The organism is Gillisella vitis, from assembly GCF_021559775.1.
GTDB lineage: Bacteria > Pseudomonadota > Alphaproteobacteria > Rhizobiales > Rhizobiaceae > Allorhizobium > Allorhizobium ampelinum.
Window position 1 is genome coordinate 156,256 of record NZ_CP056048.1, and the last position, 17,780, is coordinate 174,035.

Annotated in this window: 15 protein-coding genes; 12 read left to right on the top strand and 3 right to left on the bottom strand. The window is 58.3% G+C overall.

Features of this window, described 5'->3' with window-relative positions; genetic code table 11:
- Positions 1-319: 319 nt before the first annotated feature.
- Positions 320-1,366: a substrate-binding domain-containing protein gene (locus AVCG78_RS17980; RefSeq protein WP_071207286.1), complete on the top strand. Its 1,047-nt coding sequence runs from the start codon at positions 320-322 to the stop codon at positions 1,364-1,366.
- A 75-nt stretch (positions 1,367-1,441) separates the two neighbouring features.
- Here AVCG78_RS17980 and AVCG78_RS17985 read toward each other — a convergent pair whose 3' ends face one another.
- Positions 1,442-2,764, bottom strand: a complete 1,323-nt coding sequence (locus AVCG78_RS17985) for an O-acetylhomoserine aminocarboxypropyltransferase/cysteine synthase family protein (protein WP_071206945.1) — start codon at positions 2,762-2,764, stop codon at positions 1,442-1,444.
- Between the two features lie 343 nt (positions 2,765-3,107).
- Between AVCG78_RS17985 and AVCG78_RS17990 the strand changes: the two genes are divergently transcribed.
- The 11 genes from AVCG78_RS17990 (at position 3,108) to AVCG78_RS18040 (ending at position 15,155) form a co-directional block, all read left to right on the top strand.
- Complete coding sequence (locus tag AVCG78_RS17990) at positions 3,108-4,121, top strand: sugar ABC transporter substrate-binding protein (protein ID WP_012653580.1); 1,014 nt, start codon at positions 3,108-3,110, stop codon at positions 4,119-4,121.
- Positions 4,122-4,193: 72 nt separating this feature from the next.
- A complete protein-coding gene (locus AVCG78_RS17995) occupies positions 4,194-5,735 on the top strand; it encodes a sugar ABC transporter ATP-binding protein (protein ID WP_071207282.1) in 1,542 nt (513 codons plus the stop codon).
- Positions 5,725-6,786, top strand: coding sequence for an ABC transporter permease (locus tag AVCG78_RS18000; RefSeq protein ID WP_139191573.1), 1,062 nt, complete (start codon positions 5,725-5,727; stop codon positions 6,784-6,786). Before AVCG78_RS17995 ends, AVCG78_RS18000 begins: the two co-directional genes overlap by 11 nt.
- Positions 6,787-6,793: 7 nt before the next feature.
- Positions 6,794-7,795: an ABC transporter permease gene (locus AVCG78_RS18005; RefSeq protein ID WP_071206944.1), complete on the top strand. Its 1,002-nt coding sequence runs from the start codon at positions 6,794-6,796 to the stop codon at positions 7,793-7,795.
- 85 nt (positions 7,796-7,880) lie between these two features.
- On the top strand, positions 7,881-8,960 hold the full coding sequence (locus AVCG78_RS18010) for an LLM class flavin-dependent oxidoreductase (protein WP_071206943.1): 1,080 nt from the start codon (positions 7,881-7,883) through the stop codon (positions 8,958-8,960).
- A gap of 169 nt (positions 8,961-9,129) precedes the next feature.
- Positions 9,130-9,966: a transporter substrate-binding domain-containing protein gene (locus AVCG78_RS18015; protein WP_071207280.1), complete on the top strand. Its 837-nt coding sequence runs from the start codon at positions 9,130-9,132 to the stop codon at positions 9,964-9,966.
- A gap of 161 nt (positions 9,967-10,127) precedes the next feature.
- Entirely contained in the window at positions 10,128-10,874 is a 747-nt protein-coding gene (locus AVCG78_RS18020; RefSeq protein WP_071206942.1) for an amino acid ABC transporter permease, read from the top strand.
- A gap of 8 nt (positions 10,875-10,882) precedes the next feature.
- Entirely contained in the window at positions 10,883-11,653 is a 771-nt protein-coding gene (locus AVCG78_RS18025; RefSeq protein ID WP_234665017.1) for an amino acid ABC transporter permease, read from the top strand.
- Between the two features lie 12 nt (positions 11,654-11,665).
- Complete coding sequence (locus tag AVCG78_RS18030) at positions 11,666-12,451, top strand: amino acid ABC transporter ATP-binding protein (RefSeq protein WP_071206940.1); 786 nt, start codon at positions 11,666-11,668, stop codon at positions 12,449-12,451.
- An 8-nt stretch (positions 12,452-12,459) separates the two neighbouring features.
- Complete coding sequence (locus AVCG78_RS18035; RefSeq protein ID WP_071206939.1) at positions 12,460-13,821, top strand: MmgE/PrpD family protein; 1,362 nt, start codon at positions 12,460-12,462, stop codon at positions 13,819-13,821.
- A 32-nt stretch (positions 13,822-13,853) separates the two neighbouring features.
- Positions 13,854-15,155, top strand: coding sequence for an LLM class flavin-dependent oxidoreductase (locus AVCG78_RS18040; RefSeq protein WP_156582595.1), 1,302 nt, complete (start codon positions 13,854-13,856; stop codon positions 15,153-15,155).
- A gap of 130 nt (positions 15,156-15,285) precedes the next feature.
- Here the strand turns inward: AVCG78_RS18040 and AVCG78_RS18045 are convergent, their stop codons facing one another.
- Positions 15,286-16,467 carry an acyl-CoA dehydrogenase family protein gene (locus tag AVCG78_RS18045; protein WP_071206937.1) on the bottom strand — a complete coding sequence of 394 codons (1,182 nt, stop codon included), beginning with the start codon at positions 16,465-16,467 and terminating at the stop codon, positions 15,286-15,288.
- A gap of 152 nt (positions 16,468-16,619) precedes the next feature.
- Complete coding sequence (locus tag AVCG78_RS18050; RefSeq protein ID WP_071206936.1) at positions 16,620-17,723, bottom strand: LLM class flavin-dependent oxidoreductase; 1,104 nt, start codon at positions 17,721-17,723, stop codon at positions 16,620-16,622.
- Positions 17,724-17,780 lie beyond the last annotated feature (57 nt).

Genomic DNA, 17,780 nt, shown 5'->3' on the forward strand with positions numbered 1-17,780 from the left:
AGCAAGAATGGCAGTTTCAAACATCATTTAATATATAGAATAAATTTGCATAACAGGTGGGCCGAACGATGCCTGCTATGGTGTGCCGATCATTATACTGTCGCATAGCGCGATCTGAACTGGCATTTATCAACGATTGCCGGGGAACTGCCCTCGCCAACTTACCGGATGAAATAACCGGAGAATGCAGCACAAAGGGCAAAGAAATCTATTCTTGACCGAAATTTCACATATCAAAAATCTATAAATATGGTAGATTTTATTGATAATGATCCCCATGCGGCCCGATTGGTGGCCTTTGTTCAACATGGGGAACCCGATGACATCGATCCTGCGCCTTCTGGCATTCACCGCTCTTTCACCTTTGGTTTTAACGCACTCGGCTGTTGCGGCTGGCATTGCTGGCGCACCGGCGCCGTTTGACCAGGGCGGCGTCAAGCTGGCGCTGATTAGTTATATTTCCGCTGGCGATTTCTTTCAGGCCTATCAGGCGGGCGCACAGGCGCAGGCCAAAGCGCTGGGGGTTGATCTGCGGATTTTCCCCGGTCGTCAGGATGCTGCCGAGCAGCGCGAGCAGATTTTACAGGCGATTAATCTCGGCGTGAAAGGCATTGTTATTGACCACGGCCTGCCGGAATCGCTCAGCGATGTCGTCCAGCAGGCCCTCGACAAGGGCATCAAGGTCGTGGCTTTTGATGTCAACTTGAACAACCCGAAAATCCCGCAGGTTGAACAATCCGATCACAAACTGGCCGAACTGGCGCTGGATCAAGCCGTCAAGGACAATGGCAAGAGTTTCGATGCTGGATATGCCTATGTCGCTGGTTTTGCACCCTTGGATCGCCGCAATGAGATCTGGGACAAGGTCAAAGCTGCCAACAGCGGCATTGTTGAAAAAGCACGTTTCGGCACGGTCAGCGACACCACAGCCACCTCCACCGCCGATCAGGCCAAAGCGGTGTTTCGTGCCAACCCGGATATTTCTGTGGTGTTTGCGCCCTATGATGAATTCGCCCGTGGTGTCAAACTCGCTGCCGCCGATCTGGGCATCAGCGCCAAGCTGAAAATCTATTCGGCGGATATTTCCACCGCTGACATTCAGGAAATTGTTGAGGATGGCAGCCCATGGGTGGCAACCGCTGCCACCAATCCGGCAGTCGTGGGTGCCGTTTCCATCCGCGCTGCCGCCTTGCAGATTGCCGGCGAAACGGTGCCGCATCAGATTATTGTCGATCCGGTTCTGGTGACGCAAAAGCAATTGCGGGATGCCAACGTCAAGACCATCGAAGACTTGGCCAAGAAAATTCCAAGCTTCTCGACAAGCTCTGCTGTCACGGCAAGCTGGATTCCGTCTGCTGCTTTTTGAGCACCTCCCTCCCAAGCAGGCTCTGCGCAGACAAAAACGGAAGCACCTCGCGGTGCTTCCGTTTTCCATGTTTGATCAGGCTGCCTTGCTGTTCTGCACGCCAGAAGATGCCGCATCGAGACCACGTTGGATATCGGCGATGATGTCATCGATATGCTCAATGCCGATGGAAAGGCGCACATAGCCCGGCGAAACGCCACTTGCGGCCTGTTCTTCGGCGGTCAGCTGGGAGTGGGTGGTCGAGGCCGGATGAATGGCGAGGCTGCGGGCATCACCAATATTCGCAACGTGATAGAGCAATTCGAGCCCGTCGATGAACTGGCGTCCAGCGTCCAGCCCGTCTTTCAGCTCAAAGCCAACCAGGCCGCCGTAACCACCCTTAAGATACTTATCGGCCCGCTCACGCCATACGCCGCTCTGCTGGGATGGATAGATCACCTTGGCAATTTCTGGCCGCTTGGCCAGATAGTCTGCAACGGCTGCGGCGTTTTTAACGTGGCGCTCAATGCGAAGCGGCAGGGTTTCAATGCCTTGCAACAACTGGAAGGCGTTGAAGGGTGAGAGTGCAGCCCCAAGATCACGCAGCAGGGTCACACGCGCCTTGATGATATAGGCAATCGGTCCCAGCGGCTTGGTGGCTTCCGTCCAGACGGCACCGTGGTAGCTTGGATCGGGTGTGTTCAGCGCGGGCTGGCGCTCTTTGTGGGCTTCCCAATCGAAATTGCCGCCATCAACGATCAAACCGCCAATGGACGTGCCGTGGCCGCCAAGATATTTGGTGGAGGAATAAACAACCACAGCCGCGCCATGATCAAAAGGCCGCGCCAGCAAGGGGGCTGCGGTATTGTCCACAATCAGCGGAATGCCGAATTCGCGGCCAATGCTTGCCACTTCGGCAATGGGGAAAACCGTCAGTTTCGGGTTGGGCAGGGTTTCGGCATAATAGGCGCGGGTGCGATCATCCGTGGCGCGGCGGAAGTTTTCCGGGTCTGTCGGATCAACAAAACGAACCTCAATGCCCTGATCTTTCAGCGTGTTGGCAAACAGGTTCCATGTGCCGCCATACAGATCGGTGGAGCTGACGATATTATCGCCGACTTTGGCAAGGTTCTGGATCGCAAAGGCAGAGGCCGCCTGACCGGACGCAACAGCCAGCGCCGCAACGCCGCCTTCGATGGCTGCAATGCGCTGTTCCAGCACATCCACGGTCGGGTTGCCGATGCGGCTATAGATATTGCCCAGCTCTTTCAGGGCAAACAGATTAGCCGCATGCTCCGTATCTCGGAACTGAAAAGACGTGGTCTGATAGATCGGAACGGCGACAGCCCCCGTCGTCGGGTCGGCGCGCCAGCCGGCATGAAGGGCCAGCGTTTCTGGATGCAATGGTTTGCTGCTCATCTATAACTCCCGTCCTGTGTTGAATTTCCGCCAGTCACCGCCCTGGATTTTTGCTATGCCTTTGGCCTCTGTGACGGTTGCATGATGGAATAATCCATCGATTAAGTAGAGAAATATTCTTCCCTTCTTTCGACACCGCTTAGAAATTGCGCCTGAGGGAAAAGTCGGTCGTCTGCTGCCTCTTAACGTCTCAGCGAAAAGCTGGCTGGGATGATCGCTGCGCCATTTCGGCGCTGATTGGGTCTGTTTTTCCCACTTGGTTTATCAAGACGCAAAATCCTTTCTCGGCCAAACAGAAAATAATCTTACTCTATAGAAAAACTAGACAACCGGAGAAGACGACATGTCGGGCGACGAATTCAACACTGAAATTGGACGGCGTCAGCTCATCAAGCTCTCGGCCTTTGCCGGCGCAGCAGTTGCGGGGGCAAGCCTGCTTGGTGTCAATGCTGCCCATGCAGCAGATGAAGCTCTCAGCCTGAAGGGCAAGCGGATCGGCATCAGCACGGCAGGGACCGACCATTTCTTCGACCTCCAGGCCTATAATGCCCAGATCGCTGAAGTGAAGCGCTTAGGCGGCGAACCACTTGCCGTCGATGCGGGCCGTAGCGATGGCAAGCTGGTGGCGCAACTCCAAACCCTGATCGCGCAAAAGCCGGATGCCATCGTGCAATTGCTCGGCACCTTGACGGTTATCGACCCCTGGCTGAAACGGGCGCGCGACGCTGGCATTCCGGTTCTGACCATTGATGTCGGCTCCAGCCATTCGCTGAACAATTCGACCTCCGACAATTGGGGTATCGGCAAAGATCTGGCCCTGCAACTGGTCTCTGACATCGGTGGTGAAGGCAATGTCGTGGTTTTCAATGGCTTTTATGGCGTGACGCCGTGCGCTATCCGCTATGACCAGCTTGTTAACGTCATCAAGTATTTCCCGAAGGTGAAGATTATCCAGCCGGAACTGCGCGACGTCATCCCCAATACCGTGCAGGACGCATTCGCCCAGGTCACCGCCATTCTCAACAAATATCCTGAAAAAGGCTCGATCAAAGCCATCTGGTCCGCCTGGGATATTCCGCAATTGGGAGCAACCCAGGCGCTGGCGGCGGCCGGACGCACGGAAATCAAGACCTATGGCGTCGATGGCAGCCCTGAAGTGTTGCAACTGGTGGCGGATCCGGCCTCGCCTGCCGCCGCCGATGTCGCGCAGCAGCCCGCCGAACTCGGTCGCCAGGCTATTCAGAATGTGGCCTTGTTGCTGTCCGGCAAGACCTTGCCGCGCGAGAGCTACGTGCCAGCCCTGTTGGCCAACAAGCAGACTGTCAACGAGGTCACCAGGAAGCTCGGGATAGGCTGATCGCCAAGGCAGGGTGTTGGAACGCCACAGCTTATGCCGGGGGCGACAAGCGGCTATGCGAAGGACATTTTTATGCGTGAGAGACAGCCTGCGGAGGGCGATGCAATCCGCTTTCATGGCATTTCCAAATGGTTTGGCGGAGCAACAGCGCTGGCCGAGGTATCGTTTGGCATTCGCGCTGGAACGATCCATGGGCTTGTCGGCCAGAATGGTGCGGGAAAATCGACCCTGATCAAGATTCTCGCCGGTCTTCACCGGCAGGATGACGGAAGGATCGAGATCGACGGGGTCGCAATACAGGATCTGACACCGCCGCTGATTGAAAAGCTGGGCATCCATTTCATTCATCAGGATCGCCTTCTGGTCTCGTCCTTCACGGTTGGCGAGGCCTTGTTTCTGGGGCGCGAACCGAAGATTGCTGGCACGCCATTTCTGGATCGGCGCACGATGAAACGCCAGGCGCAGGCGATTTTGCAGGACTATTTCGGCCTGAGCCTGCCGACCAATGCATTGATCGGCGAGCTGACCACCGCGCAAAAGCAGATCGTCCAGATCACGCGCGCGCTGCTGGCCAAGCCCAAGGTGCTCGTTTTCGATGAGCCGACTGCGGCGCTGGTGCGGCGCGAGGCTGATATGCTGTTTTCCCTGATCCGGCGGCTGCGGGACGAGGGGGTGACGATCGTTTATATCTCGCATTACCTGGCCGAAATCGAAGCGCTTTGCGACGACGTGACCGTGCTGCGCAATGGTGAGGTGGTTGCCAGCCGCTCGCTTGAAGGTCTTTTGGCAAAACAGATCGCAACCCTGATGGTGGAGCGCGACATCGCCGAGATGTTTCCAAAACCGGTCGTTGCCAAGGGCGAGCGCCTGCTGGACGTTCGTGGTTTGACAGCCGAAGGCCGGTATGAGGACGTGTCCTTCAGCCTGCACCGGGGCGAAGTGCTCGGTATCACCGGTCTTTTAGGCTCCGGTGCCAAGGAAGTGTTGCAGACACTGTTTGGTCTGGAAACAGCAGGCTCGGGCGAGATTCAATCGGGCGAGACGGTGGTGTTATTGGCAAATCCACGTCAGGCCGTGTCGCGCAATCTGGCGCTCGTTCCGGAAGATCGGCGCGGCAATGGCGTGGCCCTGGATCTCACGGTGGCGGAAAACATCACGCTTGCCAGTCTCGACCGTTTTTCGAGGGCGGGTTTCTTGAAGACCGGTCTTGAGAAGAGTGCGGTGGACCGGCTGATCGCGCAATTGCAGATCAAGACGGCAGGCCGCGATGCGCCGGTAAGAACCCTGTCCGGTGGCAATCAACAAAAGGTGGCGATTGCAAAATGGCTGAGCCGCCAATCGGAAATCTATCTTCTGGACGAGCCGACTGTTGGCGTCGATATCGGCGCGAAAGTGGAAATTTACCAGCTGATCGGCGAGCTGGTCGAAAAGGGCGCTGGCGTCATCATCCTGTCGTCCGACCTGCCGGAACTGGTTGGCATAACCGACCGGATTCTGGTGTTTTTCCGAGGCCGGATCACGGCGGAACTCACGTCCAGCCAGGCGACGGCGGATGCAGTCTTTGCCGCCACGACCGGCTCGGATGCCACAACGAGATTGCGCCATGTCGGTTGATGTCAATTCCGTTTCGATTGACTTGAGGTCGCCTATACCCACCGGCACACGTCATAACGGGTCTTCCGAAGCGCGCGACTTTACCCAGCCACGCAAGGGTGCTGTCTGGGGGGCTGCTTGGCTGCTGCGGACCGGCTCCATACTCGGAATCCTCGGCGTCTTCCTGTTCTTTTCGCTGACAGCGCCCTTCTTCTTCAGTGTCGGCAATCTGGGCAATGTGCTGGCGCAATCGGCCATTCTCGGAGTGCTGGCCTTCGGGCTGACGGTGGTGATTATCGCGGGCGGTTCGAATGTCGTGACGGGAGGGATCGATCTGTCGCTGGCCGCCAATATGGGCCTCAGTGCTGCGGTCTATGCCAGCCTAGTGCAGCTGGGATGGAGCGATGGTGTTGCCGTTTTGGGGGCGTTGGCCACCGGATTGGTCATCGGTCTCATCAATGCCTTGGCCGTGGTCATTGTCGGTATTGTGCCGCTTCTGGCAACGCTTGCGGTGATGAATGTGGTGGCCGGTCTCGAACTGGTGCTGACCCAAAACACTGTCATTCCGGCATCAACCGATTTTCTCTCGTTGCTCTCGGCAACGGGGCCGTTTGGCCTGCTGGTGCTGGCCTATGTTCTGCTGGGAGCGGCCTTGCTGGTGGGAGCTGTCGTCCAATATACCCCGATCGGATTAAGGCTTTACGCGGTCGGCGAGTTTCCGGAAGCCGCAAGGGCGGCGGGCCTCAGGGTCAAAACCCTGACGGCAGGTGCCTTCATCGCCGCGGGTCTGCTGGGCGGTATCGCAGGCATCCTCAATACGTCCTATCTCAGCGGCAGTTCCACCGGTGCTGGCGATATCTTGCTGCCCGTCGTGGTGACCACACTGCTGGGCTCGGTCTTTTCACGGCGGCTGGTGCCGACCATTCCCGGCACGCTGGTTTCGGCGATTTTTGTCGGTGTGCTGATCAATGGATTTCAACTGCTCAATCTGTCGAGCACATTGGTGGCTGGCGTCCAGGGCGCGTTGATCCTTCTGGTCGTCTCGGCCACCACTTTGCTGCGCAGGAGGTAGGATCATCATGTCAACGGTGGACACGAAGACCTGGACGGCTGGGGCCTTGGCGGGTGGCCGCCGTCGCGGTGCATATCTGGCGCGTTATGCGTTGATCTTCGCGATCCTCGTGGTGATCGCGATATTTTCAACGGTGGCACCAAGCTTTCTGACAGGTGCCAACCTGATGAGCGTATTGGTCAACAATGTCGCCTTGCTCGCCATCGTGTCGATTGCGATGACCTTTGCCGTCGCTTCCGGCGGCATCGATCTTTCGGTTGCAACGGTTGTGGATTTTGCCAGTTTTACCTTCGTCTCGCTGGTGCTGAGTGGTGTGCCCGTCGGCCTCGCGGTGTTGGCGGCAATCTTCGCCGGCGGACTGGTCGGTGCCTTGAATGGCCTGCTGATTTCGGCAATCGGCATCTCGCCGTTTCTGGCAACGCTTGGAACGCTGTTCATAGGCCGCAGCGTGCAGCAATTGCTCACCAATGGCGGCAATCCGGTCTATCTGTCCCAAGCCGCCATTCCGCCAGGCTTTTCCTTCATCGGCCATGGACACTTGTTCGGCGTACCCGTGCCGCTGGTCGTCACGTTCCTGCTGATTGTTTTGACTGTCGTGTTATTGTCAATGACCCGTTTCGGGCGGGTCCTGACGGCCATCGGCACGCAGGCCAGCGTGGCGCGCTATTCCGGCCTGTCTGTCGCCTCAGTTGTTGCGAGCGCCTACATTCTGGCCGGGCTGATTGCCGCAATTGCTGGCATTCTTTTGACGGCAACGGTCAATGTCTACATTCCGTCATCCGGCAACGCCTTCCTGCTGAATGCCATTGGCGCAACCTTCATCGGCACCACACTCCATCCGCTGCGTCGGCCCAATGTGATTGGCACGGTGCTCGGCGTTCTGCTGCTTGGCCTCGTCTCGAACGGGTTGCTGCTGTCCGGTTTGAATTTCTACTGGCAACAGGTTGCAACGGGCCTGCTGATTTTCTCTGTGCTGGCTTTGAGTTCTAAGACGGCGCGCCCGTCGTGATCGCAAACACCGTGATCGTAAACACAGTCGCCAGCCAATGGGCGGGCGTTTTTGAACCGCATATGTTGGAAAACCGGATGGGCGCATGACCAGTAAGACGGAATTTCTCTGGTATATCCCCAACGACGTCAAGGCAGGTCATCGGGGTGATATCGCTGGCGAGGATCATAACAGCCTTGATAGCTTGACTGCTCATGCCAAAGCCTTGGAGGATCATGGCTGGGCGGGCGCCTTGATCGGTACCGGTTGGGGGCGGCCCGATACGTTTACAGTGGCAACGGCACTGGCCGCACGCACGACCCGGTTCGAACCGTTGATCGCTATTCGGCCAGGCTATTGGAAACCGGCCAATTTCGCCTCCGCAGCCGCAACGCTTGATCATTTGAGCAATGGTCGCGTGCGCGTCAATGTGGTTTCGGGCAAGGACGATCTTGCCGCCTATGGCGATAGCGAAGGCGATTCTGCCCATCGCTACGCCCGCACAGCAGAATTTATGCGGCTGGTGCGCCGGCTATGGACCGAAGAGAATGTCAGCTTCGAAGGCACGCATTTCCGTATCTCGAATTCCACGGTGGAGCCACGGATCAGGCCGAAGGAAGGGCGCCCGCATCCCAAGCTCTATTTCGGTGGCGCATCGGAAGCGTCGGAACATGTCGCCGCCGGCCAAGCGGATGTTCAGCTTTTCTGGGGAGAACCGCTTGATGGGGTCTGGGAACGGATCGACCGATTGAAGGCGCTCAGCCGGACATTGGACCGCAATCTTCCGCCATTGGAATTCGGTCTCAGAATCACCACCCTCGTTCGTGACACAACGGAGCAAGCCTGGGCCGATGCTGAGGCCAAAGTGACGGAAATGGCGAAAACCAGCGGCGCTGGCTGGCATGACCACAAGCGGGACGTGGCGATCGGACAAAAGCGGCTTCTCGATCTTCATTCCCGAGGCGAAGTTCTGGACGAAAACCTTTATACGGCGCCGGGAAAATTCGGCGGCGGCGGCGCTGGAACCACCTGGCTCGTCGGCTCCGCACAGGATGTCGCCCGCGCGCTCAGTCGTTATCGCGATCTCGGGATCAGCCACTTCATTCTGTCCGATACCCCCTATCTTGCGGAAATCGAACGGCAGGGAAAGCAATTGCTGCCCTTGTTGCTGTCGCCTCAAGATTGACAGGATTGTGCTCCTGCCAAGCAGGTGAAACCGCCCGGCATGTAGAAAATTCTACTTTAGTCGTAATCTCCGGTAGACCGATCCTTGATGGCTGCGTATGGAGGAACGCCATTGCTCGTGATCGATGCGGCTCTTCAATACGGTGTCGCCAAAAATAAGGAGCCTCGCCATGCTTGCCGCCACCATGACCAAGACAATCTTCGGTTTTGTTCTCTCGATATCCGCCCTCGTCGCAACCCAAGCCTCTGCGGATGCTACGCTTGACCGCATCAAGGGACGTGGCAAGCTGACTGTCGGCGTCATCCTGTCTGGCGCACCTTTTGGTTATATCGATCCGAAAACCCAGGAGCAGAAAGGGTTTAATGTCGATATTGCCCAGGCGCTGGCTGATGATCTCGGCGTCAAGCTGGAGACGGTGACGGTCACGCCGCCCAACCGCGTGCAGTTTCTCCAGCAGGGCAAAGTTGATATCCTGATCGCCAATATGCAGTATACCGAAGACCGTGCCAAGGTGCTGGATTTTGTGCCGACGCCTTATGATCGCAGCGGCGGTGCTGCCGTGGTGCGTAAGGATAGCGGTTTGAAGGATTGGGCGGACCTGAAGGGCAAGCCGGTCTGCGTCTCGCAGGGTTCCAACTATACCCAGCCGCTGATCGAGGAATATGGTGCCATCGTCAAGGCGCTGCCAAGCCAGCCGGAATCGCTGCTGGCGCTGCAAGGCGGCAATTGCGTGGCTGCTGTGCATGTCGGCGCAACTGTGGGGCTGTTGTTGCAGGATCGCCCGGAGGAATGGAAGGATTATGCTATTCCGTTCCCAACCGAACTGGTTCCCTCGGACTCGGTCATCTGGCTGCGCAAGGGCGAGAAGGATACCCAGGCCGCCCTCGACAACGCCGTTAAAAAACTGCATGTTTCCGGCAAACTGCTCGATTTCGCCAAGTCCAGCCGCCTGCTGAATACCGACTATCTCGAGCAGGAACACAAGGCGCTCGCTGCGACCAAGTAAGACGAAGGCGCGAAGATGCTCAGGCATCTTCGACTTCAGAGGATTTCGAATATCTCAAACCCATCAAAGGCTTGGGATATTCGAAAATGAAATACGGCGCGTCATTTTCCAAGACTTATGGGACAAGACTCGTTGTATCAGCGGCGCAACGGTAGAGACACATGCAGGATATCAATCTCACCGATCTGTTCGTCCGTCTGACGGGCAGTATCGGTCTTAATTTTGAGTTCCTGGCAACGGGATATGAGGCGCAGATCTGGCGGGATGGTTTTTTGACCACGCTTTATCTGGTGGTTTTGCTCATTCCCGTCAGTTTGCTGTTTGGTCTGCTGTTTGCAGCCTGCCTGACATCGGGCCGGTCATGGCTTTCCGCGCCGGTGCGGGCGTTCGTGGAAGTGACCCGCAATACGCCGACGCTGGTACAGCTGATGTTCAGCTTTCTGGTGTTTAACACGGTTGTGTCCAATCTTGTCGGTGGCGCGCAGAACAATCCGCTGACGCCATTTTTCTGGGTGGTTGCGGTGGTGGGCCTGCATGTGGCGGCCTTGCACTCCGAAGCGATCCGCGCCGGGATCGAAGCCGTGCCAGCTTCGACGATTGAGGCGGCTCGTGGCATTGGCTTCAGACAGTTCCAGATCCTGCGTTACGTCGAGGTGCCGCTGGCCTTTCGTGCCTCACTACCGGCCATCGTCAACAACCTGATCAATCTCGTCAAGCTGACGACGGTCGGCAATGCGATTGCCGTCAGCGAAATCACCTATGCGTCGATCATGGTCTGGACCCAGCGTGACAATGTCATAGAACTGATGATCGTTATCCTGGCCTTCTTCAGCCTCATCAATCTGGTCGTCGCCCGCGTCGGCCTTTGGGTAGAGCGCAAGCTTGCCATTCCGGGATATGGGCTATGATGTCGCCAATGCTTCACAACCCTGCGGGCCGCAGCCCCGCGCTGCGCAATATAGCTCTTGTCGCCTTGCCGCTAGCGATCCTTATCTGGGCATTGGCCGATCTGTCGCTTGGCCGTGAACTGGTGCAATGGCTTCCTTATCTCGGCTCCGGCTTTGCGATGAACATCGTCATCAGCCTGTCGGCGATGACGCTGGGAAGCGTGCTGGGCATCCTGCTCGGCATGCTGCAAATGGTGCCATTCCGGCTGGTCCGCTACCCGGCAGCTATCTATGTGCAGGTGTTTCGCAATGCGCCGCATCTGGTGCTGATCTTTGCGACAACCTATATCTTTCCCTTCGAGATCATCGTCTTCGGCAATTATCTGTCCTTTCCCGATTGGGTGAAAGCCATGGTCGGTCTCGCCATCCCGGCAAGCGCCTATATCGCCGAAATCACCCGTGGTGCCATTCTGTCCATTCCGACCGCGCAATGGGAGGCGGCGCAAGGCCTTGGCTTTTCACGCTGGCAGGCGCTGCGCTGGATCATCCTGCCGCAATGCCTGCGCCGGTCGCTGCCGCCATGGATGAATGTGCTTGCCTCAATCACCATGGGGACTTCGCTGGCCTCGCTGGTCGGCGTCCATGAACTTCTCCATGCTGCCACCGATGCCAGCACATCCGTGCGGCGGCTTGATTTTACCGTCATTGCCTATGTTGTGGTAATGGCCGCCTTTTTCGCGCTTTGCTACCCGATCGCCCGCCTGACCCGCCGCCTGGAGCGCCGTTTCAAGGCGGCCTGAGGATTTGAGAGAATGATTGCAAATACCGACAATGCCATCGTCCGTTTGGAAGACGTGCACCTGTCCTTCGGCCAGACGCAGGTGCTGAAGGGTATCGATCTGACGGTCAACAAGGGCGATGCCGTGTCGATCATCGGTCCCTCCGGCTCGGGCAAATCCACCATCCTGCGCTGCATCAACGCGCTGGTGACGGCCCAAAGCGGTCGCATCACCGTGGCGGGGACCCGCGTGGACCAGTTGACCAAGGAAAGCGAACGTATCGCGCTGCGCAAGCGGGTCGGCATCGTCTTCCAGCAATATAATCTCTTTCCGCACCTGACGGTGCTCGACAATATCATGCTTGCCCCGATCCGAATTCTGGGGACGGCAAGACGCGAGGCGGAAAAGGTCGCGCGTGAATTGCTGGACAAGGTGCGGCTTGGCGAAAAGGCCGATGCCTATCCCGGCCAGCTCTCCGGTGGGCAGCAGCAGCGCGTGGCGATTGCCCGGGCGCTGGCGATGAAACCCGATCTCGTGCTGTTCGACGAGGTCACTTCGGCGCTCGATCCCGAAACCGTCGGCGAGGTCTTGTGGGTGATCCGTGACCTGATCCGCGATGGCATGACCAGCATTCTCGTCACCCACGAAATGCGCTTTGCCGAAGAGATTAGCGACATCGTGGTATTTACCGAGAATGGCCGCATCGTTGGCCAAGGCTCGCCGGAGCAGATCTTCCATAAGAGCGACAATGCGCGCATCCGCCAGTTCGTCGGCGGGTTGTCGGGCCGGGGTACGGTGCGCGAAGGCGAAGGCATATAGGAGCCGCTATGACGACGACCACAGCCGCGCCACTGACCAGTGCTTTCGCACGGGCAATTGTGCAATCTGAGCCCGCCCGCGACAATGCGGCCATGGCGGCGGCCCGCACCGCGATCATTGATTTTCTAGCCTGCGCGATTGCTGGCGCAGGGGAGCGGACAACAGGTATCGTCGCAACCGCACTCGGCGGGAATATCGGCGGTGAAGCCGTCCTGATCGGCAGCGCGCGCCGGACCGATCCGCTGGTTGCGGCTGTCGTCAATGCCTATGCGGGCCATGTGCTTGATTATGACGATGTCCATTCCAGCGTGCGCGGCCATCCGACGACCGTGATCATTCCGGCACTGCTTGCGCTGGCTGCGGAGCGCGATTTTACCGCAGATGCAATGGTCGCATCCTACGTTGTCGGGCTGGAGGCCATGGCGCGGCTGGGCCTGTCGCTCGGCTCCCGGCATTACGAAAATGGCTTTCATGCTACGGCAACCCTCGGCACGGTGGGTGCGGCGGCGGCGATCTGCCATTTGACGCAGGCATCGCCGGAAGAAACAGCGGTGGCGCTTGGCCTTGCCGCAACGCAATCCTCCGGGCTCAGATTGCAGTTCGGTTTCGACGCCAAGCCCTATCATGCAGGCATGGCGGCGCGCTCCGGCCTGCTGGCGGCGCGGCTGGCATCGGCAGGTTTTGGAGGCGCGCCTGATTTTCTGGATAATCCGGTTGGCTTTCATTCCGCCTATGCCTTCGGGGCAGGGCATCCGGAAACCGTGGTTGAGAACTGGGGTGCGCCCTGGCAGATCGTTTCGCCGGGCCTGACGCTGAAAGCCTATCCCTGCTGCACGGCCAGCCATCCGGTCGCATCCCTCGGCATAGACCTGCATCGCGAGGGCCTTGCCGCTGATGCCATCGACACGATCACCTTCACCTATCCGCCCGGAGCGGATGCCGCGCTTGTCGTTACCAAGCCAACGAATGGGATCGAGGCGCGCTTCAGCCCAGAATATGTCTTTGCCGCCAGCCTGATCGACGGAGCCCTGCGGCTCGACCATTTCGATGAGCGACCGGTGGACCCCCGGCTGATGGCCCTCGCTGCCCGCGCCGGTCGTCTGCATCAGGAAAATGCGCCCCGGATGTCGAGCGATCCGACGACGCGATTTGTCATCCTCGATATCGTGCTGAAAGACGGCGGTACCATCCAGCGCCGGTTCGACGGCCTGCCTGGGCTTGCCGATCCAGCCGACAAATTCCGCGAGGCGACTGGGGCGGATGCCTGCTTTGCCGAAATCCCTTCGCTCGTCCGGGCTATGAGCAGCAGTGCCGATCTGCGCCGCCTGCTTGCCCTTCTCAACCAGGACGCCTTGCTTATCCGTAAATGACGCCTGACCCACACGTGACGAAAGACTGTGCCATGACCCGCAAGAGAGAAATCCACCTCGGCCTGTTCCTGCAAGGGGCTGGCCACCATGTCTCCGGCTGGCGGCATCCGAATGCGGAAGCCGGTAGCGAAAATTTCGACCTGCTGCGCCGTGTCTCGCAGCTCGCCGAACAGGCGAAATTCGACATGGTGTTCCTGGCCGACGGGCTGACGAGTGGCGTCGATGCGCATCCCTCGACCATCGCCCGATTCGAACCGCTGACCCTGTTGGCGGCACTTGCCATGGTGACTGAAAAGATCGGCCTTGCCGCAACCGCCTCGACCACCTATGGCGAGCCCTACCATGTTGCCCGTGCCTTCTCCTCCATTGACCACCTGAGCCAGGGGCGGGCCGCCTGGAACATCGTCACCACATCCTATGCCCGGACCGCCAATAATTTTACCAAATCCCATCCCGGCCATGACGAACGCTACGCCGTCGCCGAAGAATTTGTCGATGTGGTGCGCGGCCTCTGGGACAGCTGGGATGATGATGCCTTCATCAAGGACAAGCAGAACGGCATCTATGCCGATCCTACCAAGGTGCATCTCCTCGACCACACGGGCAAATATTTTTCGGTCAAGGGTCCACTCAATATTCCCCGGTCGCCGCAGGGTCATCCAATTCTGATTCAGGCCGGATCATCCGGGCCGGGGCAGGATCTCGCGGCCCGAACGGCTGATGTGGTGTTCACTGCCCAGCAAAGCCTCGATGAAGCGCAGGCTTTCTACAAAAGCCTCAAGGATCGTGTCACCGGGTTTGGCAGGCATCCCGACGATGTCGCTGTCATGCCGGGCTTCCTGCCGGTCATAGGCCGCACGGCAAGGGAGGCTGCCGACAAACTGGCCGAACTCGACCAATGGACGGAACTGAAAAGCGCCATGCCGCTGCTTGAGGAGCGGATCGGCCATAGCCTTGCAGATTACGATCCGGATGGTCCATTGCCGGACCTGCCGATTTCCGACCAGCTGCGCAGCCGCGCCGAACTGCTGACTGCATTGGCCCGGCGCGAGAATTTGACGATCCGGCAACTGGCCCTGCGGGTTGCCGCCGGGCGGGGACATCATATCGTGCTCGGCACGCCCGAAGATATCGCCGACCGTATCCAGCAATGGTTTGAAACACGCGCCGCTGACGGCTTCAACATCATGCCGCCGTTCTTCCCGGAGGGACTGGAGGATTTCACCCGCCTGGTGGTTCCGATCCTCCAGGAACGTGGCCTGTTTCGGACAGATTATAGCGGCGTGACCTTGCGCGATCATCTGGGCGTATCCCGGCCAAACCTGTCCTCTTGATAAGGTGAGGCTTCCACCAAGGCATCCTCACCTTGAAAGCATTGCAAATATCTCAATTGCATCAAGCTTTTGATCTTTGCGAAAAGGAATACGCAGGGGCATTCCGAATGACCCTGCGTATAACTCACTATCAGGCGGTTTTCAGGATGGAGTGTTCCACGACAGATCTTGTCGGTGTTGCTTCCTGGCGTTGCCAGCGATCAAACGCCGCACGGCCAAGGATAGACAGGGAGGTATCTTCCTGCGGAGCATGAACAAGCACGGCCTGAATGTCACGGAAGTGGCGTTCAAGCCCGATATCGGCGTTAAGGCCCGGATTGCCGATGCCGCGCACGGCGATTTCCACGGCGCTCCGCAACTGGCGGCCAGCGATAAGTCTGGCACGCATCAGGCGTTCCGCATCGCCTTGACCGGACAAAAGCGCATCGAAGATAATCTGGCGCGCGCCGCCGACCAGCAGGTCGATTTCGCCTGATAGCGTTATGAACCGCTCGGTACGGGCGATGGGATGGCCCAGATTGGCCGGAACACGCGCATGGACGAAGTGATTGAAGGCGGCTTGTGCTGCTTCGGCAACACCAAGATAGATCGCTGTCAGCGCAAGCGTCATCGCCGCATGGCCGCGATTATCCTGCTGCGCCATTTCTGTGCCGGTCAGATCCAGAACATGTTCGAAAGGGATTTCGACGTCGCTATAGTCAACATCATGCGAGCCTGTCGCCCGCATGCCGAGACTGTTCCAGTTTTCGATCACTCTTATGCCGGGCAATCCGTTCGGCACAATAAAGGTGCCGACGCGCGTTGGCGTTTCGTCCGTATGCGCCCAGACCAGGAAATGCGTGAGGCCATGCGCTCCCGTTACGAAACGCTTGCGACCGGTGATCGACCAGCCTGTCGAAGTACGGCGGGCACGTGTTGCTGGCAGGCCGCCACGGGCTGGCGATCCAAGCTCCGGCTCGACCCGGGCTGCGTTGAGCAGCAAGGGGCGCTGTTTTGCCTCGGCAAGGAGCCGTTGATAGAGATCTTCAGGCCAATGGTTTCTTGAGGCTTGGCCGAGGTGATTGAAGATCGTCATGGCGCTGATCAGAGCAACCGATGGATCGCCACGGCCAAGAGCCGCCAGAATATGTGCGGCATCGTAGAGCGTCCCACCCTGGCCGCCATATCGCGTCGCAACGGTGCTTTCGAGAAGTCCGCTTTCGTGAACGGCACGAATGCCTGCCCAGGGAAACTGTCCGCTGCGGTCGGCATCCGGCGCGGCCTCTGCAACGATCCGTACGGTTGCGTCCAGCAGGGTTTGATCATGGGCCATGGTTTTGAAGCCTTTTGAATGTCTGTCTATAAAGCCGCCGGGTGACGCTTGAGCATCGTGCAGAAATCGGAACCAGCACGATGCTCTCAGTTTTTGGTTGCGCATCGGATTTATCCGAAAACCGGTTTCCACTTTTCGGTCCGATGCTTTAATCAGGCGGCGGCCTTCTTCCTGGCCTCTTCTCGTTCACGGATGCCGTCGCGGACCAGAGGCAGGACATAGCGACCATAATCCACGGCATCATTGTAGTTGTCATACCCACGGATCGAGATCAGATCTGCGCCAAGGTCGATATAGTCCAATATGGAATCGGCGATGGTGCGAGGCGAACCGACCAAAGCGGTGGTTGCGCCGCTGGCGTTGGTGGCGGTCACTGTCGGATACCAGAGAGCCCGGTCGTGAACATCGCCGCGTTTGGCAATATCCAGAAGACGCTGTGAGCCGACATTGGCTGGAGGCGGCGCGGACAAGGGGGTTCTGCTGAGGCCTTTCTCACGGTTTTCGTTCAGCGTGTCGAGAATGCGGTGGGCTTTCTGCCAGGCCAGTTCGTCCGTTTCGGCAATGATCGGACGGAATGTGACCCAGATTCGCGGACGATCCTTGCGTCCGGCCTTGGCTGCCTCGGCATAGATGCGGTCGATCTGTTGTTTGGTTTCTGCCAAAGGCTCGCCCCAAAGGCCAAAAATATCGCATAACGAGCCGCCGATCCGATAGGCCGCATCCGACGAGCCACCGAGCGAGATCGGGATCAGGCCGTTGGTCGGGCGCACGGCACTGCGGAACTGTTTGAACTGGTAGTATTTCCCATCGAAATCGAAGGGTTCTGTCGAGGTCCAGGCCAGACGCAGAATGCGGATATATTCTTCCTGGCGCTCGTAGCGTTGCTCCTTGGTCAGAAAATCACCCTCGCGGGCCTGCTCCTCATCGCTGCCGCCGGCGATGAAATGGACCACAACACGACCGCCGCTCAACTGGTCCAGCGTTGCCAGCGATTTCGCCGCAACGGTCGGGTAGACGGTGTTCGGACGCAGGGCGACAATGATCTTGATTTGCTTGGTATGGGCCAGAATGGTCGCGCCCAGCGTGAAAGGATCGAAGGAAGCGGAAGAATACGGGATCAATGTGTAGTTGAAGCCGTAATCGTCCAGCGCACGCGCGTAGCGTTGCAGGAAATCGGGATCCACCGGCGCATCGGGGATGGGGCAAAGATCATTCGATCCGTTGGCGAAACTTGCGCTAATGAATTCGGCAGCCATTCTGTGCATACTCCATTTGGTTTTGAGTCTTTGGTGAACGCTATGCTGAGGTCTTGT